We start from the raw sequence: 24,915 nt of genomic DNA on the forward strand, positions 1-24,915 counted from the left end.
GGTGAGAGGCGTAAGGATGGCGGGCCACATCCCATTCCTCGGGCCCGGTGGGGACAGCACCGTCCCCGCCGACGCCGCCATCACCGAGCCCGGCCCCGCGACGGCCCCGGCGTAGCGCAGCGCCGGCCGGCCGCGCACCGCGAGGCCGCGCTCCGCCAGCCCACCGATCCGGGCGCCGGGCCGGTGCGCCGCACCGACACCGACGTCACACCTGGCAGCCGTCGAGCCGCGCAACCCCGAGACGAGCGCGATCGACGAGCCGTACCTCGGAACCGGTCCCCGGCCGCGCCGTCGCGTGCCGGCGGACCGGTCGTCGCCAGACCCATCCTCCCCGCCGGGCCCGACCGTGGCCACGAGTCGCCGGTCCGGCAACCGAGCACGAGAGGAGCCGGCCATGGCCGCTCCCACCGCGACCGCGTCCCTGAACGCCTCGACCTACTCACCCGGCGACCAGATGACCCTCACGGTCACCTACGGCGACACCGACACGAAGCCGGTGACCGTCACGATCGTGGTCACCGACGCGCAGGGCAACAGCAGCGCCCCGGTCAAGGTCACCGCCGTCATCGACCCGCTCACCGTCACCGTCACCGACAGCTCCGGCCGCACCTGGACCAGGTTGTCGGACAACGGCTCGGTCGCCGTCTACCGGGCGGTGGCGTGATGCCCCGGGTCACCGTCACCGTGCGCGACAACGGCGGGCGCACCGCCACCGCCACCGCCGACTACACGATCGCCCCGCCCGTGCTGGGCGGCTACTACCTCTCCGGCGGCGCGGACCCGACGGCGGACATGGCCGGCGGGAACTTCCGCTCGCTGACCCAGTACCGCAGCTTCGCCGACGGCTACACCTTCCCCGGCTACCAGCGACCATGGCTGGTCACCCTGGGCCGGGCGGGGGTGCGGATGAACATGGTGCTGGAGCTGAAGCACTACGGCGCGCCCAACGCCGGGCCGCAGACCTTCACCGTGGACGGCGTCACCCACACCGTCCCGGCGCCCGCGATGACCATCCAGCAGCGACCGGGCACGAGCTGGCCCCGGGCGTACGGCTACAGCCAGGTCCTGGCCGGGCACTGCGACGGGCTGTTCGCCCGCGCCCTGTCCCAGTACCGCACCCTCGGGTTCGGGGTGAACATCCAGCTCGCCTCCGAGCTGGACACCGACCACGAGTTCGGCACCACCGAGTCCGGCGTCGCCTACACGTGGGCGCAGTCGGACGCCCGCGCGGTGCAGGCGATGACGTACATCGTGAACTGGTTCCGGGCCCGCCAGTTGCCCGCCGACACCACCTTCTCCGTGGGGGTGGGCGGCTTCGACCGGGCCTGCTTCCAGCGCACCCATCCGGAGGCCCTGATGGCCAGGCTCGACTTCCTGCAGTGGAACGCGTACGCGACCAGCCCCACCCACACGGCGCTGGCCCGGTTCCGCCGGACGAAGGACTGGGCGGTGGCCGACCTCGGGCCGGTCGCGCTCTCCCGACCGGTGATCATCGCCGAGTGGGGCGTACGGGTGGCCGAGGTGCCGGACCAGGCGGCGTGGATCGCCACCGTGCCGGCCGCCGTCGCCCAGCTCAACGCCGAGCGGGGGCCCCGGATCGCGCGGACCAACTACTTCAACTCCGGCTGGGGCACGCTGTCGCCGAAGTCGGCCGGGCTGGCCGCGTTGCGGACCGCGTACGCCACCCGGCCGTACGTCTGACCGCTCCGGCGGCGTCGGGGCCCGACCCGGCGCCGCCGGCACGCTCGACCGTGGCTCGCACCTCTCGTGCGGGTCCCCGGCGTCAGTAGGCCAGCTCCACCGGCCGGCCGAGCACCCGGGCGCCGTTGTTGCCGAGCCAGCCCTCGGCCGCCGCCGCGTGCTGGCTGAAGGTGTGGATGTCCCGGAAGCGCCGCTGGAGCGGGGACGAGTCCCGGGCCGCCCCGCCGCCGGCCGCCCGGTAGCAGGTGTCGACCGCGGCGGCGGCCCGCTCGGTCACCCAGGGCAGGGCGGCGGAGATGCGCGGGTGCAGCCCGGGAACGGCCGCCGGGTCGGTGGCGCAGGCCGCCCAGAGGTCGTCGGCCAGGTCCCGCAGCAGCGCCCGTGCCGCGCGTACGTCGAGGTCGGCGCGGCCGAGCTGGAGGCGGAAGGCGGGCGAGTCGGCCAGCGACTGCCGGGCGTAGAGCCGCTGCCGGCCGCCGTCGAGCAGCGCGACCATGTCGTCCAGCGCGCCCTGCGCGATGCCGACCGCCACCGCGCCCAGGTGCAGGACGAAGTGGACCAGCGGCGCCACGAAGCCCGGCCCCGGCACGCAGGGCGCGCCGGTGAACAGGTCGAAGCTCTCCTCCGCCGGGCAGAAGGCGGACGCCACCTCCACGTCGTGGCTGCCGGTGCCGCGCAGGCCCAGCGCGTGCCAGGTGTCGTGCACGGTGAACCGGGAGGCCGGGAAGAGCATCGAGCGCACCTCCGGCGGCGTCCCCGCCGGCCCGGGCAGCGGCTCGCCGTCGCCGGTCAGCACGCAGTTGCCGAAGATCCAGTCGGCGTGCCGGGCGCCGCTCGCGTACGCCCACCGGCCGGTGACCTGGAAGCCGCCGTCGGCCAGCTCGGCCCGCCCCTGCGGGGCGAACCCGCCCGCGACCACCACGTCCGGCCCGTCGGCGTAGAGCTTGTCGAACCGGTCGCGGGGCAGCATCGCCAGCAGGTGCGGCGTCTCCGCGCCGATCATCACCGTCCACCCGGTCGAGCCGTCCGCCCGGGCCAGCGACTCCAGCAACCGCAGCCCGGTGCGCAGGTCCGCCTCGTACCCGCCGTGGCTGCGGGGGACGAACATCCGGAAGCAGCCGGCCGCCCGGAGCCCGTCGAGCAGGTCGGCGGGGAGCCCGCGCGCCGCCTCGATCTCCCCGGCCCGGCGGGACACCTCCGGGAGCAGCGCGTCCACCGCCCCGATCAGCCGGTCCCGGTGCTGGTCCTCCATGGGTTCCTCCTCGCGTCGTCGCTCACCTCCACGGTGGACCGGCCGGCGACCCGGGGGCCAGGGACACCGGCACCGGATGCCCGGGACATCCGCCCGGCGCGCGGGGAGCCCGGCCGGCCGCCCTCCGGGCGACTGTCGCCGGACCGACATTCGCACTGGAACGTCGGGGGATCACCAACTGCCCCCGCGGCTGCCAGGATTCTCGGCATGTCGGTCCAACCCCCAGCGACGGCGATCCTCGGCGACCGCCGGCACCCGGTCGCGGCCTGGGTCGTCCTCGTCGGGTGCGCGCTGCTGTTCGTCGCGACCGCCGCCTGCTGGGTGCTCGCCCGCCGGCCGTGGGGGCTGTCCCAGCTCTACTTCCTGGTCGACTTCACCGACTGCGCCGTCTACGGCGTGGTCGCCTGGCTGATCCTGCTGCGCCGGGGGCACCCGGTCGCCTGGCTGCTCGCCGCGACCGGGCTCGGCGGCGGGTTCAGCGCGCTCAGCGCCCAGTACGTCGACCTGCTCCGGGTGCGCCCCGGGCTGCCGGACCCGGTGCTGCTCACCTCCGCCCTGCACTGGGCCTGGGCGCCGGGGATGCTCTCGCTGATCGTGGTGCTGCCCTGGCTGGTCCGGGAGGGGCGGCTGCCGCGGGCCGCCCGGGTGGCGGTGCTGGCCGGCGCGGTGGTCGTCGCCGGCTACGTGCTGTTCCAGCTCACCTGGCCAGGGCCGGGCGCGAGCGGGTCGGGCGCGCCGCTGCGGATCGCCAGCGCGGGGTGGGCGGGGTTCATCGAGCGGGTGCAGCCGGCTCTGCTGGTGGCCGTCCCCGTGCTCGGGCTGCTGACCGCCGCCGGGGTCGCCGCCCGCCGCCGCGGGGGCGGGCCCGTCGAGCGGGTCGGGCTGGGCTGGCTGGCCGTCGGCACGCTGCTGCTCGCCCTGAGCTTCGCCCCGGTGGCCATGCCGGAGGGCTGGGCCCGGCCGGTGCCCGAGGAGGCGGCTCCCCTGGCGATGCTCGCCTCGCAGGCGTTCTTCCCGGCGGCCGTGCTGGCGGTGGTGCTCCGGCAGCGGCTGTGGGGCATCGAGATCGCGGTCCGCCGCACCCTGGTCTGGTTCCTGATGACGTTCCTGCTGGTCGCCGCGTACGTGCTGGGGGTGTCGGTGCTGGACGCGCTGCTGCCGGCCACCCCGGCGGTGCCCGGGGTGCTGGTCACGGCGCTGGTCGCGATCGGCGTGCAGCCGGGCCGGCTCCGGGTGCAGCGCTGGGTGGACCGGCTGATCCACGGCGCGGCGGCCGAGCCGCTGCGCGTGGTGCGCCGCGTCGGGCACCGGATCAGCGCGACCGAGGACGCGGCCGACGTGCTCACCGGCGTGGCGGGCAGTCTGACCGACCTGCTGCGCCTCGGCGCCTGCGTCATCGAGGTGGACGGGCCGGAGGGCTGCTCCGCGCGCGCCGAGTCGGCCGGTCCGCCCGGCGCGCCGCTGGTGCTGCCGCTGCGCCGGGGCGAGCGCGAGGTGGGCCGCCTCACCGCGTGGGCCCGGGCGGGGGAGCGGCTGGACGGGCGTACCCGGGCCGCGCTGCTGGACCTGGTGCCGCTGGTCTCCTCCGCGGCGAGCCTCGCCGCGACCAGCGGTGCGCTGGCCGCCTCCCGGGCCCGGCTGGCCGAGGCCCGCGACTCCGAGCGCCGCAAGCTGCGCCGGGACCTGCACGACGGCCTCGGGCCGGCGCTGGCCGGGGTGGCGCTCGGCGTGCAGGCCGCCCGGAACCTGCTCACCGTCGACCCGGACGCGGCCGGCCGGCTGCTGGACCGGCTGCGTGAGGAGATGGACCAGAGCGTCGAGCAGGTCCGCGACCTGGCCCGGGGCCTGCTGCCGCCGGTGCTGGGCGAGCGGGGCCTGGTGCCGGCCGTGCACGAGCTGGCCCGGCGGTACGAGGGCGGGCCGCTCCTGGTCGAGGTCGAGGCGGCCCCGCTGCCGCTGCCCGAGCCGGTGGCCACCGCCGTGTACGGCATCGTGGCCGAGGCGCTGCGCAACGCCCACCGGCACGCCGCCGCCCGGACCTGCCGCATCGCGCTGACCCGGGACGACGCGGGTCTGACGGTCACCGTCGCCGACGACGGGGCCGGCATCCCGCCGGGGGCGTCACCCGGTGTCGGCATGCTGTCGATGCGCGAGCGGGCCGAGGGGGTCGACGGGGCGTGCACGGTCGGCCCGGGGCCGGCCGGCGGCACCCTGGTCACCGTCCGGGTGCCGGCCGACCGGTGCGCCCTGCCAGCCCCGGCGGGGCCGCCCCCGGAGCACACCCCGTGGCCACCGGAGGCCGTGTCACCGGCGCCGGGGTGCGCGCCGTCGCCGCCGGCGGGGACGGCACCCGTCCGGGCGGGCGACGACGTGGGCGTCGGGGACGACCGGCGCGGGGGAGACCTCCAGGTCGGGGCCGCGCGTCGGGCGGCGGGGGTCGCGTCGTGACCGGGACGGACGACGGGGCGATCCGGGTCGCGGTGGTTGACGACCACCCGGTGTTCCGCCTCGGCATGACCGCCCTGCTCGCGAGCACCGCCGGCCTGCGGGTGGTCGGCGAGGCCGCCGACGCCGACGCGGCCCTGCGGGTGGCCGACACGCTGCGCCCGGACGTGATGATCATGGATCTGCACCTGGGCGGCCGGTCCGGGGTGGAGGCCACCCGGGAGATCGTCGGCCGGCACCCCGGGATCGGGGTGCTCGTGGTGACGATGCTGGACGACGACGACTCGGTCTTCGCGGCGCTGCGCGCCGGGGCCCGCGGCTACCTGCTCAAGGGGGCCGCGCCGGGGGAGGTGGAACGGGCCGTCCGGGCGGTGGCCAACGGCGAGGTGCTGCTCGGTCCGGCGGTCGCCGCCCGGGCGGTGGGTTTCCTGGCCGGGGCGCGCGCCGCCGGCCCGGTGCCCTTCCCCGAGCTGACCGACCGGGAGCGCGAGGTGCTCGACCTGGTCGCGCAGGGGCTGAGCAACGTGGTGATCGCGCGGCGGTTGACGCTCAGCCCGAAGACCGTCCGCAACCACCTGTCCAACGTGCTCACCAAGCTCCAGGTCGCCGACCGCGGCCAGGCCATCCAGCGTGCCCGGCAGGCCGGCCTCGGCCAGTTGTGAGGCCGGCTCCGCCGAGGCGGGGTCGCCGGCGCCCCCGCCTCGGCCGACCGGGCGCGGGCGGGGCGAGCCGCGGCGGCGGCCGGGCCGCCTCCCTATGCTCGGTGGCATGGAACTGCGGATCTTCACCGAACCCCAGCAGGGCGCGACCTACGACGACCTGCTCGCCGTGGCCCGCTGCGCGGAGGACGCCGGCTACGGCGCCTTCTTCCGCTCCGACCACTACCTGAAGATGGGCTCGGTGAGCGGCGACCCCGGCCCGACGGACGCCTGGACCACCCTCGCCGGCCTGGCGCGGGACACCCGGCGGATCCGGCTGGGCACGCTGATGACCGCCGCCACCTTCCGGCTGCCCGGCCCGCTCGCCATCACCTTGGCGCAGGTCGACCAGATGAGCGGCGGCCGGGTGGAGCTGGGCATCGGCACCGGCTGGTACGCCGAGGAGCACACCGCGTACGGGATTCCCTTCCCGTCGCTGGGGGAGCGCTTCGACCGGCTGGAGGAGCAGCTCGCGGTCATCACCGGGCTCTGGGCGACGCCGCCGGGCAAAACCTTCGACTTCGCCGGGACGTACTACCCGGTCAGCGACTCGCCGGCCCTGCCGAAGCCGGTGCAGGACCCGCGCCCGCCGATCCTGCTCGGCGGCATGGGCCCGAAGCGCACGCCCCGCCTGGCCGCCCGCTACGCCGACGAGTTCAACCTGCCGTTCGCCTCGGTCGAGGACTCGGCCGCCCAGTTCGGGCGGGTGCGGGCCGCCTGCGCCCAGGCCGGCCGGGACCCGGGCGAGCTGTGCTGGTCCAACGCCCTGGTGCTCTGCTGCGGCCGGGACGACGCCGAGGTGGCCCGGCGGGCGGCGGCCATCGGCCGGGAGCCCGACGAGCTGCGCGCCAACGGCCTCGCCGGCACCCCCGCCGAGGTGGTCGACAAGATCGGCCGGTACGCGGAGATCGGCAGCGAGCGGCTCTACCTCCAGGTGCTCGACCTGGCCGACCTGGACCACCTGGAACTGGTCGCGGCCGAGGTGATGCCGCAGCTCTGAGCCGCGGCGGCCGGTCCGCGCGGGACGTCAGGCGCGGCCCGGGCCGCCGGCGCGGGGCGCCGGCCCGGGGTGGGGCACCGGGTGCGGCGCGGGCGGGGGCGCGGGCGTCGGCCGGGGCCCGGGCGTCGTGCCCACCGGGTACGCCCCGGCCGGCGGCGCGCTCGACGGCGCCAGCCCGGTGCCGGTCGGGTCGATCTCCTCCTCGGAGGGGAACACGTCGCCCCGCGGGGCGGGATCGCGGTAGGTGCTCATCGGCGTAGGGTTCCCCGACGACGACGGTGGTAACCGCCGCCGACCGACCGGTGGTCGACCCCGACGACCACCGTCAGGGGACAGAGGGGGATCGACGTGGAACTGGACGCCGGCGCGGCGGACCGGACGGACGGCCCGCCGCGCCCCCGGGGCGGGGCCACGCCGCCCGGCGACGGCACCGACCGGGCGGTGCCCGGACGCAACTGGGCGGGCAACGTCCGCTACGCCGCCCGCCGGCGGCACCGGCCGTCCTCGCTGGACGAGGTGCGCCGGCTGGTCGCGGGCAGCGACCGCGTCCGGGCCGTCGGCACCGGGCACTCGTTCAACCGGCTCGGCGACACCGCCGGCGACCTGGTCTCGCTGGCGGGGCTGCCCGCGACCGTCACGCTCGACCCGGACCGGGGGACCGTCTCCGTGCCGGCCGCCATGCGGTACGGGGACCTCGCCGCCCGCCTGCACGAGCGGGGGTACGCCCTGGCCAACCTCGCCTCCCTGCCGCACATCTCGGTCGCCGGGGCGGTCGCCACCGGCACCCACGGCTCGGGCGAGACCGTCGGCAACCTGGCCACGGCGGTCGCCGGGCTGGAACTGGTGACGGCCGACGGCGACCTGCTGACCGTGGACCGGGCGGCGGACGGGGACACGTTCGCCGGGATGGTGGTCTCGCTCGGCGCGCTGGGCGTGGTCACCCGGCTCACCCTCGACGTGGTGCCCGCCTACCACCTGCGCCAGCACGTCCGCCTCGGCCTGCCCCGCGAGGCGCTGGACGCGGCGTTCGCCTCGGCGTACAGCGTCAGCGTCTTCACCGACTTCCGCGGTCCCCAGCTGCGGGAGGTGTGGCTGAAGCAGCACGCGGACGCCGCCCCGCTCCCGGCGGACTGGCTGGGCACGACGGCGGCCGACGGGCCGCGGCACCCGGTGCCCGGCCTGCCGGCGGAGAACTGCACCGCGCAGCTCGGCGCGCCCGGGCCGTGGCACGAGCGGCTGCCGCACTTCCGGCTCGGCTTCACCCCGAGCAGCGGCGACGAGCTCCAGTCGGAGTACCACGTGCCGCGCGGCTCGGGGGCGGCCGCGCTGGCCGCGCTGGACCCGGTCGCGCACCTGATCGCGCCGGTGCTCCAGGTCTGCGAGCTGCGGGCGGTGGCGGCCGACCGGCTCTGGCTCAGCCCGAACCACGGGCGGGACAGCCTCGCCCTCCACTTCACCTGGGTCGCCGATCCGGCGGCGGTGCTGCCGGTGGTGGCGGCGGTGGAGGAGCAGCTCGCCCCGTTCGTGCCGCGCCCGCACTGGGGGAAGGTCTTCGGTCTCGCCCCGGCGGCGGTCGCCTCGGCCTGGCCCCGGTACGCCGACTTCCTGGATCTGACGACCCGGCTCGACCCGGCCGGGAAGTTCCGCACCGACCTGCTGGACCGCTACTTCCCCCGCAGCTGACGGCCGGGCCGGCGCCTTGCCCATGCGCTGGCGGCCGGGTCGGCGCCCTACGCGCAGCGGCTAGCGGCCGGGCCGGCCCGCGAGCTGCTCGCGCAGGCTGCCGCGCTGCACGGCCCGGCTGATGTCGCTCGGCGAGACGATTCCGACCAGCCGGCCGTCGGTCACCACCAGGGCCCGCCCGTCGGCGCACTCGCTGAGCCGGGGCAGCAGGTCGTTCAGCGACTCCTCCGGCCGCGCCAGCACCAGCTCGTCGGCGCGGCAGGCCACCTCGCCCAGCGTGGTGGCGGCCCGCCGGTCCGCCGGGATGCCGCGCACCCGGTCGAGGGTGACCAGGCCGACGGGCCGGTCGTCCTCGGTCAGCGGCAGCGCCGAGTGCCGGTACGCGAAGAGGTAGTGGTCGACGAAGTCGGCCACCGTCATCTGCCCGGACGCGGTCTGCGGCTGCGGCGTCATCACGTCGGCGACCCGCACGCCGCGCAGCGCGCTGCCCATCCGGGCCTGCCGTTCCTCCATGCCGGCGGCGCCGATCAGGAACCAGCCGATCAGGGCGAGCCACAGCCCGCCGAAGCCGACCCCCGCCAGGAACTGCCACAGCCCCAGGCCGATCAGCAGCGCGCCGAGCACCCAGCCGGCCCGGGCGGCGACGACCGACGCCCTCGTCCGGTCGCCGGTCGCCTTCCAGACCGCCGCGCGCAGCAGCCGCCCGCCGTCCAGCGGGGCGGCGGGGAGCACGTTGAAGACCGCGAGCAGCACGTTGATGCCGGCCAGCCAGGACACCGAGCCGAGCAGCAGCCCGTCCGCCCCGGCCAGGGCGAGCACCACGGCGATCGCGCCGAAGAAGAACCCGATCAGCAGGCTCACCAGCGGGCCGACCCCGGAGATGCGCAGCTCCGCGCCGGGGTCGGGCGCCTCGCCGCGCAGCTCGGCCACCCCGCCGAAGAGCCACAGGGTGATGCCGCCGACCTCCAGCCCGTTGCGCTTGGCGACGACCGCGTGCGAGACCTCGTGGGCGAGCAGCCCGAGGAAGAAGACGACGGCCGCGGCGAGCCCGGCGAGGGCGTACGCGACCACCGGCCGGTCCGGGTAGGCCCGGGGGAACTGGTTGACCGACAGCCCCCAGGCGATCAGCGCGAAGATGACCAGGACGCTCCAGTTGACCCCGACCGGAACCCCCGCGATCCGGCCGAGCCGGAAACTCGCCCTCATGCCTGCGTACTACCCGGGACGGTCACACCCATGCGCCAGGACGGTGCCGGGGCCCGGCGCGACCCGTCAGGCCGTCGGGGGCGGGGCGGGCAGCTCGTCGACCACCACCACCTCGGTGCCGGGGCGGACCTCGGCCAGCAGCTCCCGCTGCCCGCTCTTCGTCAACCGGATGCAGCCGTTGGTGGTGTTCTCGCCCAGCTCGCCGTCGTGGTACCAGCTGTGCACGCCGATGTGCGCGCCGCGCAGGCCGGGTGGCACCGAGTCCGGGTCGTCGGGCACGGAGCCGAGGGCGAAGATGTCCACGCCGCCGTACACGCTCTCCGGCGGCGGGGTGCGGCCGAGGATGAAGGTGCGGCCCAGCGGGGTCTCCTGGCCGCGCTGGCCGAGGCTGACCTCCCAGGAGCGGACGGCCCGGCCGGCGCGGTACCAGGTCAGCCGGTGCGGTTTGCGCTCGACCACGATCTGGTCGCGCAGCGGCACGGTGGTGAAGCCGCCGGGCGGCAGCCAGGCGAGGGTGCGATTGGCCGAGGGAAGCAGCACCGCGGTCCAGCCGGCGCGCCGCTGGGCGATCGGCATGGTCAGCTCGACGCCGCTGATGGTGGGGTCGAGGAAGGCCAACGGCTTGCCGCCGGGGGCGGTGTAGGCGGCGATCCGGCGGGTCGGGTGCAGGCCCTCGGTCAGCGGCGTGGTGTCCAGCGCGCCCGGGTCGGCCGGGAAGCCCTTGGGCGCCGGGTCGTAGTCGACCACCGGCAGGTCGTCCGGCGCGGGCGCGGCCACCGGCACCCGCTCCGGGGCCGTGGCGGTCGGCGCCGCGCGGGTCGGCGCGGGCGGACCGACGGCCGGCGGGGCGGGGGGCGCGTCGCCGGGCGTCAGCGCCCAGCCCGTGGCCCCGGCAGCCAGCAGGAGCAGGGGTACGCCCACGGCGGCGGCCAGCCGGCCGGCCTGCCGCCGGGTGATTCGGTCAAAACGCACAAAGACACTGTAACGGGTAAAGAGGGTCGGAACCCCCGTCCCGGCCGGAATGTCGGCCGGGACGGGGGCGTCGGTTGCGGCGTCAGCTCAGGCGTGCGCCGGCGTGGATGGCGATCGCGTCGTGGGCGGGCACGTCGGCCGCGAACCAGCCGTTGCCGTCCACGGTGATCACCGGCCCGCTGCACGTGCCGTTGCCGAAGGTGCCGTGGATGACGTCGCAGTAGCGGCCGGCCGGCAGCCCGGTGTGGTAGGACCGGCCGGTGATCGCGTGGTCCTCGTCGTTGACGGTCAGGTAGCCCCGGCCGGTCCGGCTGAAGGCGATGTGGTTGTTGCCGTTGTCGTACCAGTTGGCGACCCCGGCGCCCTCGGTGGCGTTGCGGAAGCCGACCATGTTGGCGATCACCGGCCAGCGGTGCTCGCACTCCCAGCCCGAGTAGCAGGTGGTGTCGAGGGTCCGGCCCGAGCCGTCCGAGGGTGGGCCCTGGTCGCGCTGACTGAACGTGTAGCTCGACATGACCGTCGGGGAGCCGTACGGCCAGCCGAGCATGAACGCGTTGGCCAGCGCGTAGATGCCCCGGTCGCGGTAGGTCAGCACGCCGCCGACGTCCCGCTGGGTGTCGTGGTTGTCCACGAAGACCGCCGCCGAGGCGCTGGGCAGATGCCCCCAGCCCTCGCCGAAGTTGCGCAGGTAGGCGAGCCGCTCGGAGCGGAAGACCCGGGCCAGGTCCTTGCCGTAGCGGAACTCGTGCACGTCGCCGTTGCCGGTGTACTCGCCCGGCTGGATCGGCTCGCCCGCGCCGTGGATGACCTCCTGCACGATGTACGCCGAGCGGGACAGCTTGCCCTTGATGGCGGCGATGTCGGCGGCCGGCATGTGCTTGCTGGCGTCCATCCGGAAGCCGTCGACGCCGAGCGAGAGCAGGTCGTTGAGGTAGCCGGCGATCTTCGTCCGGACGTAGTCGGACTCCGTCTTCAGGTCGGCGAGGTTGACCAGCTCGCAGTTCTGCACCTCCCACCGGTCGCCGTAGTTGGCGATGTCGTCGCCGCCGTTGCGGCCGCAGTGGTGGAAGTCCTGCGTCTGGTAGATGCCCGGGTAGTCGTAGTGGCCGTACGACGAGCCGGCCCAGCCGGTGCCGCCGTTGTCCTGCCCGGACATGTGGTTGACGACCGCGTCGACGACGACCTTCACGCCGGCGGCGTGGCAGGCGTCGACCATGGACTTGAACTGGGCGCGAGTGCCCTTGCGGGACTCGATCCGGTAGCTGACCGGCTGGTACGCCAGCCACCACTGCGAGCCCCGGACGTGTTCCTGGGGCGGGGAGACCTGGACCCAGCCGTAGCCCTTCGGGCCGAGGGTGGTCCGGCACTCGGTCGCCACCGAGGCCCAGTTCCACTCGAAGAGGTTGGCGATGACCTTCTTGCTGCCGGCCGGCGCCGCGGCGGCCGGGGGTGCCGTCGCGGTGACGGGGACGATCAGGCTCGCGATCACGCCGAGGGCGACGATCGCCGACAGACGCCGACGTCTCTGCATCGAGGACTCCTGACGGGGGTGCGGGGGACGGGTGGCGGTGCGGGCCGGAACCGGGTGGCGGTGCGGGCCGGGGGAAGCCCGCTGCCGGTGTCTTGCATGCCGGCCTGAAAATTTCTGAAAGATTACAAGCGCGTTGCGATGACTGTCAACGCATGGATATGTGTCACTGCACAGGACGCCACGACGGGCGGCTGGCCCCGCCGTACACGCGCGCCGCGGCCCGACGGTTCGACGCCCGTGCGGAGAATTTCGCCGTGCCGCTGATCCGCCCGCCGCGCGGGTCCGTACTCGATGAGGGAGGCCGGCGGTGCGCCGCCGCGAGACGATCGAGGAGCAGATGGCCCGGGCACAGCAGAACCAGAAGGCGGCGACCGTCCGGACCACCAGCACCAGCCGGGGCGTCCGCACCCGGTCCCGGCCCGCGGTGGTCCTGTTGACCGTCTCCGCGCTCGCCGCCGCGTGGGCCGTCACGATGCTCACCGGCGTCGGCTCCGCAACGTACGCGTACGGCTTCTTCTTCACCGAGTTCTTCGCCGGGGTGATCACCCTGGTGGCGCTGAGCCTCACCGTGATGCTGGGGTTGCTCGCCACCGACCGGCTGGTCCTGCTGATCCGGCACCGGGTGCTGCTGCAGTCCGCGCACCGGGCCACCGGCATCCTCGGCGTCGCCGGGCTGGTCTGCCACGTGCTCACCAAGGTCGCCACCGGCCGGGCGGCGAGCACCGACGCGGTGGTGCCCTTCGTCGGCGGGCGGGGCCTCTACGTCGGGCTCGGCACCGTGGCCGCGCTGCTGATGGTGAGCGTGCTCTGGACCGGCGTCGTCCGGGCCCGCTTCGCCGGCGTCGGTCCGACGTGGCTCTGGCGGACGCTGCACTCCGCCGCGTACCTCTCCTGGCCGTTCGCCATCCTGCACGGCCTCAGCGCCGGGCGACCGGCCGGTTCGTGGGTGGTGCTGAGCTACCTCGCCTGCGTCCTGCTGGTCGTGCTGGCGCTGCTGGTCCGGCTCTCGGTGAGCCTCGGCCGGCGCAGCAGGGAACGGCACCAGGCCGCCGCGATGAACGCGGCGCTGGCCGGCCGGCCGGCCGAGGACGCCCCGGGCCGGTCGCTGCTCGGAAGCCGGCGCCGTCGTGGGGCGACGAAGCAGGACATCCCGGACTGGGCGCAGGCCACGGTCGCCGGGACGTGGACCGCGTCCGCCGCGCGACGGCCCGACCCGGAGCGGTTCGCCGTGCCCGTCGTCCCGGAGCCCGGAACGCTGCGCGAGCCGGTACGCCAAGGTCGCCGCCGGGAGGAGGAGCCGGCGATCCGGGGGGAGGAAGGCCGGTCCCGCCGCCGCGCCCCGGAGCCGGCGACCGGACGGCGCCGCGACGAGGAGCGGGAGGCCGTGGTCGGGCGCCGGTCCCGGCGCGAGGAGGACGTTCGGGAGCCCGTCGTCGCGCGGCGGTCCCGGCGCGAGGAGGAGGATCGGGAGCCCGCCGTCGCACGGCGGCCCCGGAGCAGCGGGGAGGAGACCGCCCCGACCGGCCGGCGCCGCCGGTACGCCGAGGACGGTCCCCGCCGGGCCGAGGTGGCGGCGGGCGGCCGCTACTCCGCGCCGCCCCGGCGGGCGGAGCCCGAGGCGCCCTGGGACAGCCCGCTCCGCTGGGCGAGCAGCCCGCCAGTCTCGGGCGGCTCCGTCTGGGCCGGCCCCGTCTCGGCCGGCTCCGTCTCGGCCGGGCCGGTCGCCGGTGGGCCAATCTCCGGCGGACCGGTCTCCGCCGCACCGCGCAGCGGCGGGGGCCGGCACAGCGCCGAGGACGACCTGGACGTCGAGCCGGACTACTGGCGCCCCCCGGCCCGGTACGTCCCGGAGGACGTCCCGCTGCCCGCCGACGACACCCCGACCCTGGTCGACCTCGCCTCCCGGCGGGCGCGCCGGGCCGCCGGCGAGGGCCGGTCCGGGCGCCGCCGCCGCGCCACCGCCGACGCCGTCGACGGGGCGTACTGGGCCGGGCTGCGGGGAGAGGCGAAGTGACGCGCACGACCGTGCCCCCGGTGGCCTGCGTCGGCGAGGCCCGGCTCACCGCCGGCTTCGCCGAGTTCGGCCGGCTCGACCTGCCCGCACACGAGGAGGTGCACGGGCCGCTCGGACCGATGGAGCCGGCCGACCTGCTCCGGCTCGCCGAGGGCGCCCAGCTCAGGGGCAGGGGCGGGGCGGGTTTCCCGTTCGCGCGCAAGCTCCGCGCGGTACTGGAGTCCGGCGAGCGGCAGGACCTGTCGGCGGTGGTGGTGGTCAACGCCACCGAGGGGGAGCCGGCGAGTTGGAAGGACAAGGTGCTGCTCACCCGGGCCCCGCACCTGATCCTCGACGGCGCGGCGCTGGCCGCGTACGCGCTCGACGCCGACGAGATCATCGTCGGGGTGGCGGACGACGGGGTGGGCCGCGACTCCCTGACCGAGGCGCTCCAGGAACGCCGGATGCCGGTGCCCACCAGCATCGTCACCGTGCCGCACCGGTTCATCTCCGGCGAGGGCGGTGCGCTGGTCAACGGCATCAACGGACTGCCGCACATCCCGCCGGGCACCAAGCGGCGCTCCAGCGACTCCGGCGTCGGCGGGCTGCCCACCCTGCTCTCCAACGCCGAGACGTACGCCCAACTCGCGGTCGCCGCCCGGCTCGGCCCGTACGAGTACGCGGCGCTCGGCACCGACGACGAGCCCGGCACGGTGCTGCTCACCGTCACCGGCGCGGCGCGGCGGGCGGCGGTGGTGGAGTGTGCCGCCGGCACGCCGCTGCGGGAGATCCTCGACCTCTGCGAGGCGCCGGACGGGCCGGGCGTCCTGACGGGCGGTTACCACGGCAAGTGGATCACCCAGGAGGCGGCGGACCGGGCCGGGATCTCCCGCGCCGGGCTGGCCGCGGTCGGCGGCACCCTCGGCGCCGGCATCATCGTCCCGCTGGGCGCGGACACCTGCCCGCTCGGCGAGACCGCCCAGGTGGTGCGCTACCTGGCCGGTGAGTCGGCCGGGCAGTGCGGGCCCTGCCGGATGGGCCTGCCCGACCTGGCCCGCGCGGTCGACCTGGCGGTCTCCGGCAGCGCCCCGGTGGAGGTGGTCCGCGCCGCCGCCGGCGACGTGAAGGGCCGGGGCGCGTGCAGCCACCCCGACGGCACGGCCCGGTTCGCGCTCTCCGCGATGGAGGTCTTCGCCGAGGATCTGCGGCTGCACACCACCGGGGAAGGCTGCGGCCGGCGGGTCGGCGGCGTGCTGGGTCTGCCCGGCGCGCCCGACCCGAACCCGCAGAGGCTCACCCTCGACTGGTCCCGCTGCGACGGGCACGGGCTCTGCGCGCACGTCGTGCCGGACTTCATCCGGCTCGACGCGAACGGTTACCCCGCCTTCCCGCCCACCCCGGTGCCGACGTGGCTGCGGGACGGCGCGCTGAAGGCGGTCAAGGTCTGCCCGGCGCTGGCCCTGCGGCTGACCAGGGCCGAATAGCCCGCCACGCCCCCGCGCCGCCGCCGCCCACTCGTCCCCGCGGCGCCGCCGCCCACTCGTCCCCGCGGCGCCGCCGCCCACTCGTCCCCGCGGCGCCGCCGCCCACTCGTCCCCGCGCCGCCGCCGCCCACTCGTCCCCGCGCCGCCGCCCCTCGTCCCCGCGATCTTGCACTTGGTGCCCCGACGAAAGCCGCATTCCACGCGACTCGGGGGCCGAAAGTGCAAGATCGCCCCCGCCCCCGCCCCCGTCGCCGGGGGCGCCGGGGACGAGGACGAGGACGAGGACGAGGCGGGGCGGGTTAGCGGAGCGGGGTGAGGCGGTCGGTGCCGAGGCGGTCGCGGAGCACCTCGGGCACCAGCACCGAGCCGTCCGGCTGCTGGAACTGCTCCAGGATCGCCGGGAGGAGCCGGCTGGTGGCCAGCGCCGACCCGTTGAGGGTGTGCACGAAGCGGGTCTGCTTGCCGCCCGGCTCCCGGTAGCGGATGGCCGCCCGGCGGGCCTGGTAGTCGCCGCCCCAGGAGACCGAGGAGACCTCCTTGTACTTGCCGGTGCTCGGCATCCAGACCTCGATGTCGAGGGTCTTCCGCATCGCGGCGCTGGCGTCGCCGGCCGAGAGCAGGCTGCGCTGGTAGTGCAGGCCCAGCCCCTCGACCAGGCTCTCCGCGTGGCCGACCATCTGCGCCAGGGCGGCGTCGGCCTGCTCCGGCAGGGTGAACTGGAAGATCTCCACCTTGTTGAACTGGTGGCCGCGCACGGTGCCGCGCTCGTCGGAGTGCGAGCCGGCCGCCTCGCGCCGGTAGCAGGGGGTGTACGCGAAGACCTTCAGCGGCAGCTTCGTGGTGTCCAGGATCTCGTCCTGGTAGGCGCCGAGGATGGCCGTCTCCGCGGTGGGCAGCAGGAACTGCCCGCGCGGCGCGGACTGCCTGTCCAGGTGGTAGACGTCGTCGTAGAACTTCGGGAACTGCCCGGCGGCGAAGCCGGCGCTGTCCAGCAGCAGGTGCGGCGGGAGCAGGAACTCGTAGCCGGCCTCGATGTTCCGCTCGATCAGCCAGTTCACCAGCGCCCACTCCAGCCGGGCACCCATGCCGGTGTACATCCAGAAGCCGGAGCCGCCGAGCTTGACCCCGCGCTCGTGGTCGACCAGGCCGAGCGCGCGGCTCAGCTCCACGTGGTCGCGGACCTTCTCGATGACTGGGGGCTCGCCGAAGGTCTTGACGACCCGGTTGGCCTCCTTGCCGCCAGGCACGACGTCGTCGGCGGGCAGGTTGGGCAGCTCGCTCATCCGGCCGCGCAGCCGGGCCTGCACCTCGTCGAGCTGACTCTCCAGCTCGGCGAGCTGCTTGCGCTCGGCCTCCGGGGCGCTCACCTGCGGCTCGGTGCCGGCCCGCTTCGCCTGCGCGTACGCGCGCGCCTCGGCCTTGCGGCGCTGCCGCTCGGCATCGATCTCGCTGATCAGGGCGCGGCGTTCCTGGTCGAGCCGCTGGATCTCGTCCAGGGCCCGGGTGACCTCGGCGGGATCCAGTCGCTTCGCCAGCGCGGTCGCCACCGCCTCGCGATCCTTCCGGATCAACTCCATGTCGAGCATGCTGCTCCGTACGCCTCCGTCCGGACGTCTGGTGGACCCCCAGATGCTACCGTCGCCGCCCGGTGCGACCCGGAGCGCCCGCCGACCCGGCCCGGCCGGCGCGCCTCACCGCCCCCGAACCGTCCCGGCCGCTGGTGCCCCACCGGCGGACTCACAGGCGGATCGGCATCAGGATCGAGAAGGCGTCGGCGTCGTCGGGGCGGCGCACGGCCAGCGGCGCGATCGGGCCGTCCAGCTCCAGCAGCAACTGCCCGCGGCCGGCGGCGTCGAGGGCCTCCAGCAGGTACCCGCCGTTGACGCCGACCCGGACCGCGTCCTCCTCCCCGGCCAGCTCGTCCGCCCGGAACAGCCGCACCCCGCCCCGGCCGTCGGGCCCCAGCACGGTCACCGCGAGCGGGGCGCCGTCGTGCCGCCGGGTGACGACGGGGGCGTCCGCGCTGGTCAGGGCCGACCGCAGGGCGGCGGCGTCGACCGTGAGCCGGTGCGTCGGCGCGTCGTCGGGCGCCGCGCGCAGCAGGCGGCGATAGTCCGGGAAGTCGTACGGCAGGGCGGCGGCGTCGACCCTCCGGCCGGCCACGGAGACCGAGATCGACCCGTCGGTGACGGTCAGGTGCGCCTCGGGGGTGGTCCCCGCGCCCGCGTCGAGCAGGGCCCGCACCTCGTCGACGAAGGCGACCGGGGCGAGCACGCGCGCCGCCGGCCCGTCGACCCGGCCCGCCGCCCGACCCAGGGCCATCCGGTGCCGGTCGGTCGCCACCAGCCGTACGCCGTCGCCGTCCACGTCGAGCAGCACGCCGGTCAGCACCGGCAGGTCGGGGTCGGTGCCGACCGCGAAGCGGACCGCGTCCACGGCGGCGGCCAGGTCGGCGCGGGACAGGACGACACGGGTGGTCACGGGGCGCTCCTCGGGATCGATCAGCGTACGGATCCGGGAGAGCTCGCGGCGGGCGTCGGCGAGGCCGTCCTCCAGCCGGCGCAGGTGCGCGTCCAGCAGGCGGTGCACCTCGGCCGGCTCGGCCCGCAGCGCGGCGGCGATCTCGGCCACCGGCATGCCGACCCGGCGCAGCCCGGCGACCAGCCGGGCGGGCGCCACCTGGTCGCCGGTGTACCAGCGGTAGCCGGTGACCGGGTCGACCAGGGCCGGGGTCAGCACCCCGGCCGAGTCGTAGAACCGCAGGGCGCTCACGGTGAGCCCGCTGGCCCGGGCCAGCTCGCCGATGCTGCGCAGGTCGCTCTCCACGGCGGTGATCCTGTCGTCTCAACCTGGTCGAGGGTCAAGCCGGGCGGCCGGGGCGGTCCGCTCGGCGCGGCCGGCGGCGGTGGCACGCCCGGCCGTCGGCGTCAGGCGCCGCCGGCACGGCCACGGTCAGCGGGGCGGGTCCAGCACCCGGAAGGTCATCCCGGCCTTGACCAGCCGGTCCAGCAGCGCGTCGCCCATCGCGGTGACCGGGGTGACCTGACCCGAGGTGGCCGGCAGGTCGTCGGTGGCCAGGCAGAGCGCCGACTCGGCGAGCATCTTCGCGGTCTCGTCGTAGCCGGGGTCGCCGCCGGCCACCTCGGTCAGCACCCGCCGGCCGCCGCCGGTGCCGAGGAACCGCACCCGGAACCACGACTTCGCCCGCTGCTGCGGCGTCGGCCCCTGCCCGGAGGCGAGCCGGCCGAGCAGCCAGCGCCGGGTCGGCGGCAGCCGCACCAGGGCCACCAGGCCGCCCAGCCCGGCCCCGGCGGCCAGCACCGTGGGCAGCCGCTTGACGGCGGCGAAGTGCCGGTAGCGGAAGTCCGGCCCGTACTCCGGGCGGGCGGCGGCCGAGCGGCGGACCACCTGCGGGTCGATGGTCGGCAGCGGCACCGTCCACATGCCCAGCTCCGTCGAGCGGGCGACCCGGCCGGGCACCGCGCGGACCCGCCGCCCGGTCGGTCGCGGCTCGACCTGCCGCCGTTCGCGGGCGGCCCGGGACGCCTGCGCCGTGCGGGAGAACGCGGTGAGCGCCGAGTGGTACGTGCCGGCGGAGAACCGCCCGCCCGCCCGGACGAAGCCGTCGACGGTGATCGGCACGCCGTCCGGCAGGTGCTTCAGCGTGAACCAGACGCCCAGGTCGTGCGGGATCGAGTCGAAGCCGCAGGCGTGCACCAGCCGCGCCCCGGTGCGCTCCGCCTCGGCGTGGTGGCGCACGTACATCAGGTCGACGAACTCGGGCTCGCCGGTGATGTCCAGGTAGTCGGTGCCGGCGCGGGCGCAGGCGGCGACCAGCGGCTCGCCGTGGTGGACGTACGGGCCGACGGTGGTGGCCACGACGCGGGCGCTCCCGGCCACCGCCCGCAGCGACTCCGGGTCCGTGACGTCGGCGGTGAGCAGGGGTAGCCCGGCCAGTGCCGGGTCGATCCCGGCCAGCCGCTCCCGGACGGCGGCCAGCTTGCCGGGGTTGCGCCCGGCGAGGGCCCAGCGCAGCCCGGGCGGGGCGTTGCGGGCCAGGTACTCGGCGGTCAGCCCGCCGGTGAAGCCGGTGGCCCCGAACAGGACGACGTCGTACGCCCGCTGCTCACGCATCCGCCGAGTCTGCCACCCGACCCGGCGGGTCGCAGCGTTCCGCCTCAGCCGCCGGCGGGCGGAGGGTCGGGGTTGAGCACCACGCGGACGCAGCCGTCGGCACGGTCCCGGAACAGCGCGTACCCCTCCGCGCCCCGCTCCAGCGGCAACCGGTGGGTGGCCAGATGCTCGGTGCACAGCTCGCCGCGGGCCATCCGCTCCAGCAGCATCGGGATGTAGCGCTGCCCGTGCTGCCGCGCGCCCCGCACGGTGAGCCCCTTGTTGGTCACCGCCCCGAGCGGGAAGGTGTCGACGAAGCCCGTGAACTCGCCGAGCACGAAGACCGAGCCGCCCTTGCGGCAGGCGTGCACCGCCTCGCGGATCGCGGCCGGCCGTTCCGCGCCGCCGGCGAACCGGTCCGCCAGCGACCGGGGGCCGGGCCCGTCCCAGGCCGCGCCGACCGCCTCGACGCAGACGTCCGGGCCCCGCCCGCCGGTGCGCTCGCGCAGCTCGGCGGGGACGTCGGTGAGCCGGTAGTCGATCGTCTCCGCGCCGGCGTGCCGCTCGGCCATCCGCAGCCGGTCGTCCTCGGCGTCGATGACGATCACCCGTTCCGCGCCGAGCAGCGCCGCGGCCCGCGCGGTGAGCTGGCCGACCGCGCCCGCGCCCCAGACCGCCACCACGTCGCCGGGGCGCACCCCGCCGAGGTCCGCGCCCATCCAGCCGGCCGGCGCGGCGTCCGAGGCGAACAGGGCCCGGTCGTCGCTGACCGGCTCCGGCACGGGGAACGCGCCGACGTCCGCGTACGGGACCCGGACGTACTCGGCGTGGCTGCCGGCGAAGCCGCCCATCGCCCGGGGCTGGCCGAACGCGCCCGCGGTGGGGTGGCCCCACGCCGCCTCGGCGACGGCCGGGTCCGCGCTGCCGTTGTCGCAGCAGGAGGGCAGGTCCCGCCGGCAGTACCAGCAGGAGCCGCAGGCCACCGAGGAGCAGACCACCACCCGGTCGCCGACCCGGTGCCGGCGTACCTCCGGGCCGACCTCGACCACCTCGCCGAGGAACTCGTGGCCGAGCACGTCCCCGGCGGCCAGGTAGGGCACCCGCCCGGCGAGCAGCGGCAGGTCGCCGCCGCAGGTGGCGCTCTGCCGGACCCGGACGACGACGTCGTGGCCGTTGCGCAGCTCCGGGTCGGGCACCTGCCGTACGGCCAGCTCGTCGGCGCCCACCCAGCACAGCGCCCTCACCGCGACGGCCCCGCCGGTCGGTCGACGGCGGAGCGGTCCGCGCGGAGCACCTCGCCGGTCTCGGCGAGCTGTTTGACCTGCCGCAGCGCCCGGCGGATCAGCAGCCCCGGATCGTCGCCGACGAGGTGCGCGGCGAGCCCGGCCGGGGACGCGCCGGTCAACGGCCGGGCGGCAAGTTCGGTGCCCCGGCAGCCGGGCGCCGGGCGCAGTTGCACCTGCACCGCGCCGCCGAGCCGGCGCAGGGGCTCCGGCCAGCGTCCGCCCGGCAGCACCTCGCCGGGTGCGCGGTCGACGGTCACCACCTGCCAGCGCGCGGGCCGCGGGTCGGCACCGGCCGCACGGGGCCAGCCGGACCGGCGTACGGCCAGCGCCCGGAGCGCCGCCGCCCCGGCCGCCGCGGCGAGGGCGAGCCCGGCCCCGGCCATCCCCACGATGCGTCCCACCGGTCCCTCCGTCCCCGCGCGTCCATCCCGGTCCTCCGTCCCGCGCGGCCCCGGGGCGCGCCGTCGCGCGCGGCCGGTCGCCGCGTGCCACCAGGGTCGCCGGGGCCGGGGTGAAGCGGGCTCCCCCCGAAGGGGTGAACCGGCCCCGGCCGGGTAACCGCCCGCCGCGGGGCCTGGGGGAGTGGACGCGTCCGTGGGGGTGGGGCCGGATGCCGGAGCACGTACGGGAAACGGAAGTCGTCGCGGTCGCGGGCGGGCCGGCGGGCGCGCCGCTGCTGGCGTCCCGGCTGAGCCCGGCCGCGCCGCCGGAGCCGCTGCTGCTGCGGCCCCGGCTGCTGCGGGCGCTGGACGCGGGGACGGCCGGCCCGGTCACCCTGGTCCGCGCCCCGGCGGGCTGGGGCAAGACGACGCTGCTCGCCGCCTGGTTCCGGGCCGCCGGGGAGGCCGGCGCGCACCGGGGCCGGGTGGGGGAGGGACCGGTGACCGCGGCGGCGGAGGGCGCCCGGGAGACCGGGTCGCCCGGCGCGAGCCCGGGCGACTTCGGCGCGACGGACGGCCCGGCGGACCCCGCCGGGCCGCGGGCGGCCTGGGTGTCCGTGGAGGCCGCCGACGACGGGGACCGGCTCTGGTCCTACCTGGCCGCGGCGCTGCGGTCGGCCGCCGATCCCGCCGACGACGTGCCGGGACCGCCCGTGCCCGACCGCTCACCCCGCCCCGACCAGCTGGAGGTGCTGGCCGCGGCGCTCGCCGCCCGGGAACGGCCGGTGCTGCTGGTCCTGGACGACCTGCACCGGATCACCGACCCGGCCGCGCTTACCGGGCTGGACTTCCTGCTGCGCCACGCCGAGCAGCGGCTGCGGCTGGTGGTCGGCGCGCGGGCCGGGCTGCCGCTGGCCGTGCACCGGCTGCGGCTGGCCGGCGAGCTGACCGAGATCGGCCCGGAGGAGTTGGCCTTCACCGGCGACGAGATCGCCGACCTGTTGACCGCGCACGGGGTGACGCTGCCGGCGGCCGGGGTGCGCCGGCTGCGGGAGCGCACCGGCGGCTGGCCGGCGGCCCTCCGGTTCGCGGCGCTGGCGCTGCGGGGTCAGCCCGACCCGGCCCGCTGGGCCGAGCAGTTCGGCGGCGACCAGCCGGAGGTCGCCGGCTACCTGCGCGAGGAGGTGCTCGCCGGGCTGGACCCGCGGGCCCGGGACGTGCTGCGGCGCTCCGCCGTCGCCGACGCGGTCTGCGCCGGGCTCGTCGACGCGCTCACCGGGCGCGCCGACGGCGAGCAGGCGCTGGCCGGCCTGGCCGGCGACAGTGGGCTGCTCCGCCGCGACGACAGCCGCCCGCCGTGGTACCGCTGCCAGCCGCTGCTGGCCGACCTGCTGCACGCCGAGCTGGGTCGGTTGCCCGCCGACGAGCTGCGCGACCTGCACCTGCGGGCGGCCGGCTGGTACGCCGACAACGGGCGGCCCGCCGACGGGTTGCGCCACGCGCTGGCCGGCGGGGACTGGGACCGGGTCACCGAACTCTTCGTCGCCCGGTGGCCGGAGCTGGTCCCGTACGACCGGGACGCGCCCGCGGGGCCGGCGCCGGCGCCCCCGCCGCCGGAGGCCGTGCGGCGCGACCCGGAGCTCGCACTCGCCTGCGCTGCCGAACGCGCCCGGGCCGGGGACGCCACCGCCGCCGCCGGGCACCTGCACGCCGCCGTGGCCGCCGCCCGGTCGCTGCCGGCGCCGCGCCGCGACCGGTTCCGGCGGCTGGTCGCCGCGCTGGAGGTCACCCTGGCCCGGCTGGCCGGCGACGCCGGGGCGGTACGCGCCGCCGCCGGCCGGCTGCTCGCCGGCCACCCCACGCCGGGCCCGACCGGTCCGACCTCGCCACCCGCGGCCGGCCCGGCGGAGCCGGGGGCCGCCGGGCTGCTCGCCCCCGGTCCCGTCGTGCCGGCCGAGCCGCGCGGCGGCGCCGCCGAGGACGCCGACGTGCGGGCGGTGGCCGGCACCGCGCTCGGGCTGGCCGACCTGGCCGACGGCGACCTGCCCGCCGCCGGGCTCGCCTTCGCCCGGGCGCTGGCGGCGGCCCGCGACGCCGGGCGGCCGCGTACGGAGCTGGTCTGCGCCAGCCGGGCGGCCCTGCTGCACGCCGTGCGGGGCGAGCTGCGGGCCGCCGAGACGCTGGCCCGGGACGCCCTGGCCATGCCGCCCGGTCAGGGCTGGTCGTGCCGGGAGGACTGCGCGCACGCGTACCTGGCGCTGGCCGTGGTCGCGCTGCACCGGGACCAGCCCGAGGAGGCGCAGGCGCACCTGGCGTTGGTCGCGCCGGCCACGGACGAGCCGACCGTGGCGGCGGTGGCGGCGCTGTGCCGGGCGTACCTGCTGCGGGACGCTGGTGACCTGCCCGGCGGACACCGGGCGCTGACCGAGGCGCGGGAGCGGCTGGCCGATCGGCCCCGGGCCGCCGAGCTGGCGTCCTGGCTGCTGGCCGCCGAGGCGGACCTGCGCGGGGCGCGCGGCGACCTGGACAACGCCCGGCGCCTGCTCGCCGACCGGGTACGCGACGCCGCCGCCCCGCCGCTGGCCGTCGCGCTGGCCCGGGTGGAGCTGCGCGCGGGCGACCCCCGTGCCGCCGGGTACGCGCTGCCGGACTGGGAGGCATCGGAGGCGGCCGACTGGCCGTTGCCCGTACGCCTGGACGCCGCCGTGCTGGACGCGGTGCTGGCCCGGCGGGCGGGCGACGACCGGCGGGCCGGACGGGTGCTGGAGCGGGCCCTCGACCTGGCCGGGCCGGAGGGGTTCCGGCGGGTCTTCACCCGCGCCGAGGCCGGGGTCCGGGACCTGCTCGCCGCCCACCTCGACGCGGGCACCGCGCACTGGCCGACGGTCAGTGACCTGGTCCGGGGCGCGGACGCGCCGGCCGAGGGAGCGCCGGCGGAACAGGGTGCGCCGGCGCTGGCCGAGCCGCTGACCGAGCGTGAGCTGACCATCCTGCGCTACCTGCAGAGCATCCTGTCGAATGTGGAGATCGCCGCCGAGCTGTCCCTGTCGGTCAACACGGTCAAGACCCACGTGCGCAACATCTACCGCAAGCTCGACGCCACCCGCCGGCGCGAAGCCGTCCGCCGCGCCCGCGACCTGCACCTGATCTGAACCGCCACCCGCACGGGCG

Annotated in this window: 19 protein-coding genes; 9 read left to right on the plus strand and 10 right to left on the minus strand. The window is 77.0% G+C overall.

The genetic code is table 11. From position 1 onward, the window contains the following. The first annotated feature begins 394 nt into the window (after nt 1-394). Together ACGF7U_RS04835 and ACGF7U_RS04840 are read left to right on the plus strand one after the other, a co-directional pair. Complete coding sequence (locus ACGF7U_RS04835) at nt 395-664, plus strand: hypothetical protein (protein ID WP_393103021.1); 270 nt, start codon at nt 395-397, stop codon at nt 662-664. After that, nucleotides 664-1,701, plus strand: a complete 1,038-nt coding sequence (locus ACGF7U_RS04840; RefSeq protein ID WP_393103023.1) for a hypothetical protein — start codon at nt 664-666, stop codon at nt 1,699-1,701. Before ACGF7U_RS04835 ends, ACGF7U_RS04840 begins: the two co-directional genes overlap by 1 nt. Nucleotides 1,702-1,783: 82 nt before the next feature. On the opposite strand, the gene ACGF7U_RS04845 is transcribed toward ACGF7U_RS04840, so the two are convergent. Beyond that, nucleotides 1,784-2,953 carry an acyl-CoA dehydrogenase family protein gene (locus ACGF7U_RS04845; RefSeq protein WP_393103025.1) on the minus strand — a complete coding sequence of 390 codons (1,170 nt, stop codon included), beginning with the start codon at nt 2,951-2,953 and terminating at the stop codon, nt 1,784-1,786. Between the two features lie 207 nt (nt 2,954-3,160). On the opposite strand from ACGF7U_RS04845, the gene ACGF7U_RS04850 reads away from it, so the two are divergent. The 3 genes from ACGF7U_RS04850 to ACGF7U_RS04860 all read left to right on the plus strand — a co-directional run bounded on the left by ACGF7U_RS04850 (nt 3,161) and on the right by ACGF7U_RS04860 (nt 7,096). Then, nucleotides 3,161-5,401 carry a sensor histidine kinase gene (locus ACGF7U_RS04850; RefSeq protein ID WP_393103027.1) on the plus strand — a complete coding sequence of 747 codons (2,241 nt, stop codon included), beginning with the start codon at nt 3,161-3,163 and terminating at the stop codon, nt 5,399-5,401. Beyond that, nucleotides 5,398-6,060 carry a response regulator gene (locus ACGF7U_RS04855; protein WP_393103029.1) on the plus strand — a complete coding sequence of 221 codons (663 nt, stop codon included), beginning with the start codon at nt 5,398-5,400 and terminating at the stop codon, nt 6,058-6,060. Before ACGF7U_RS04850 ends, ACGF7U_RS04855 begins: the two co-directional genes overlap by 4 nt. Nucleotides 6,061-6,166: 106 nt before the next feature. Then, nucleotides 6,167-7,096: an LLM class F420-dependent oxidoreductase gene (locus ACGF7U_RS04860; protein ID WP_393103031.1), complete on the plus strand. Its 930-nt coding sequence runs from the start codon at nt 6,167-6,169 to the stop codon at nt 7,094-7,096. 27 nt (nt 7,097-7,123) lie between these two features. Here the strand turns inward: ACGF7U_RS04860 and ACGF7U_RS04865 are convergent, their stop codons facing one another. Beyond that, nucleotides 7,124-7,348, minus strand: coding sequence for a hypothetical protein (locus ACGF7U_RS04865; RefSeq protein WP_393103033.1), 225 nt, complete (start codon nt 7,346-7,348; stop codon nt 7,124-7,126). A gap of 189 nt (nt 7,349-7,537) precedes the next feature. On the opposite strand from ACGF7U_RS04865, the gene ACGF7U_RS04870 reads away from it, so the two are divergent. Then, nucleotides 7,538-8,779: an FAD-binding protein gene (locus tag ACGF7U_RS04870; RefSeq protein WP_393104111.1), complete on the plus strand. Its 1,242-nt coding sequence runs from the start codon at nt 7,538-7,540 to the stop codon at nt 8,777-8,779. A 60-nt stretch (nt 8,780-8,839) separates the two neighbouring features. Here the strand turns inward: ACGF7U_RS04870 and ACGF7U_RS04875 are convergent, their stop codons facing one another. From ACGF7U_RS04875 to ACGF7U_RS04885, 3 genes are all read right to left on the minus strand, one after another. After that, complete coding sequence (locus tag ACGF7U_RS04875) at nt 8,840-9,985, minus strand: site-2 protease family protein (protein ID WP_393103035.1); 1,146 nt, start codon at nt 9,983-9,985, stop codon at nt 8,840-8,842. Between the two features lie 66 nt (nt 9,986-10,051). Next, the gene (locus tag ACGF7U_RS04880) at nt 10,052-10,957 is read right to left on the minus strand and encodes a L,D-transpeptidase (protein WP_393103037.1); all 906 of its coding nucleotides are present in this window, start codon (nt 10,955-10,957) and stop codon (nt 10,052-10,054) included. An 82-nt stretch (nt 10,958-11,039) separates the two neighbouring features. Next, nucleotides 11,040-12,488 (minus strand): alpha-amylase family protein, encoded by a 1,449-nt coding sequence (locus tag ACGF7U_RS04885; RefSeq protein ID WP_393103039.1) that lies wholly within the window; start codon nt 12,486-12,488, stop codon nt 11,040-11,042. A gap of 307 nt (nt 12,489-12,795) precedes the next feature. Between ACGF7U_RS04885 and ACGF7U_RS04890 the strand changes: the two genes are divergently transcribed. Continuing rightward, complete coding sequence (locus ACGF7U_RS04890) at nt 12,796-14,502, plus strand: hypothetical protein (protein WP_393103041.1); 1,707 nt, start codon at nt 12,796-12,798, stop codon at nt 14,500-14,502. Further along, entirely contained in the window at nt 14,499-15,965 is a 1,467-nt protein-coding gene (locus ACGF7U_RS04895; RefSeq protein ID WP_393103043.1) for an NADH-ubiquinone oxidoreductase-F iron-sulfur binding region domain-containing protein, read from the plus strand. The genes ACGF7U_RS04890 and ACGF7U_RS04895 overlap by 4 nt, the downstream gene beginning before the upstream one ends. A gap of 299 nt (nt 15,966-16,264) precedes the next feature. Here the strand turns inward: ACGF7U_RS04895 and serS are convergent, their stop codons facing one another. The 5 genes from serS to ACGF7U_RS04920 form a co-directional block, all read right to left on the minus strand. Continuing rightward, nucleotides 16,265-17,551, minus strand: coding sequence for a serine--tRNA ligase (gene serS, locus ACGF7U_RS04900; RefSeq protein WP_393103045.1), 1,287 nt, complete (start codon nt 17,549-17,551; stop codon nt 16,265-16,267). 151 nt (nt 17,552-17,702) lie between these two features. Then, nucleotides 17,703-18,779, minus strand: a complete 1,077-nt coding sequence (locus ACGF7U_RS04905) for a MerR family transcriptional regulator (protein ID WP_393104113.1) — start codon at nt 18,777-18,779, stop codon at nt 17,703-17,705. A gap of 138 nt (nt 18,780-18,917) precedes the next feature. Then, nucleotides 18,918-20,099, minus strand: coding sequence for a saccharopine dehydrogenase family protein (locus ACGF7U_RS04910; RefSeq protein WP_393103047.1), 1,182 nt, complete (start codon nt 20,097-20,099; stop codon nt 18,918-18,920). A gap of 44 nt (nt 20,100-20,143) precedes the next feature. After that, nucleotides 20,144-21,322 (minus strand): zinc-dependent alcohol dehydrogenase, encoded by a 1,179-nt coding sequence (locus ACGF7U_RS04915; RefSeq protein ID WP_393103049.1) that lies wholly within the window; start codon nt 21,320-21,322, stop codon nt 20,144-20,146. Next, nucleotides 21,319-21,747, minus strand: coding sequence for a hypothetical protein (locus tag ACGF7U_RS04920; protein ID WP_393104115.1), 429 nt, complete (start codon nt 21,745-21,747; stop codon nt 21,319-21,321). Before ACGF7U_RS04920 ends, ACGF7U_RS04915 begins: the two co-directional genes overlap by 4 nt. A 152-nt stretch (nt 21,748-21,899) precedes the next feature. Here ACGF7U_RS04920 and ACGF7U_RS04925 point away from each other — a divergent pair, with 152 nt between their 5' ends. Then, nucleotides 21,900-24,896: a LuxR C-terminal-related transcriptional regulator gene (locus ACGF7U_RS04925; protein ID WP_393103051.1), complete on the plus strand. Its 2,997-nt coding sequence runs from the start codon at nt 21,900-21,902 to the stop codon at nt 24,894-24,896. Nucleotides 24,897-24,915 lie beyond the last annotated feature (19 nt).

Source organism: Micromonospora sp. NPDC047670, assembly GCF_043204915.1.
Lineage (GTDB): Bacteria > Actinomycetota > Actinomycetes > Mycobacteriales > Micromonosporaceae > Micromonospora.

Coding starts and splice junctions, on each gene's coding strand:
- ACGF7U_RS04835 (WP_393103021.1), top strand. CDS start 395: ATGGCCGCTCCCACCGCGACCGCGTCCCTGAACGCCTCGACCTACTCA.
- ACGF7U_RS04840 (WP_393103023.1), top strand. CDS start 664: ATGCCCCGGGTCACCGTCACCGTGCGCGACAACGGCGGGCGCACCGCC.
- ACGF7U_RS04845 (WP_393103025.1), bottom strand. CDS start 2,953: ATGGAGGACCAGCACCGGGACCGGCTGATCGGGGCGGTGGACGCGCTG.
- ACGF7U_RS04850 (WP_393103027.1), top strand. CDS start 3,161: ATGTCGGTCCAACCCCCAGCGACGGCGATCCTCGGCGACCGCCGGCAC.
- ACGF7U_RS04860 (WP_393103031.1), top strand. CDS start 6,167: ATGGAACTGCGGATCTTCACCGAACCCCAGCAGGGCGCGACCTACGAC.
- ACGF7U_RS04865 (WP_393103033.1), bottom strand. CDS start 7,348: ATGAGCACCTACCGCGATCCCGCCCCGCGGGGCGACGTGTTCCCCTCC.
- ACGF7U_RS04875 (WP_393103035.1), bottom strand. CDS start 9,985: ATGAGGGCGAGTTTCCGGCTCGGCCGGATCGCGGGGGTTCCGGTCGGG.
- ACGF7U_RS04885 (WP_393103039.1), bottom strand. CDS start 12,488: ATGCAGAGACGTCGGCGTCTGTCGGCGATCGTCGCCCTCGGCGTGATC.
- serS (WP_393103045.1), bottom strand. CDS start 17,551: ATGCTCGACATGGAGTTGATCCGGAAGGATCGCGAGGCGGTGGCGACC.
- ACGF7U_RS04910 (WP_393103047.1), bottom strand. CDS start 20,099: ATGCGTGAGCAGCGGGCGTACGACGTCGTCCTGTTCGGGGCCACCGGC.
- ACGF7U_RS04920 (WP_393104115.1), bottom strand. CDS start 21,747: ATGGCCGGGGCCGGGCTCGCCCTCGCCGCGGCGGCCGGGGCGGCGGCG.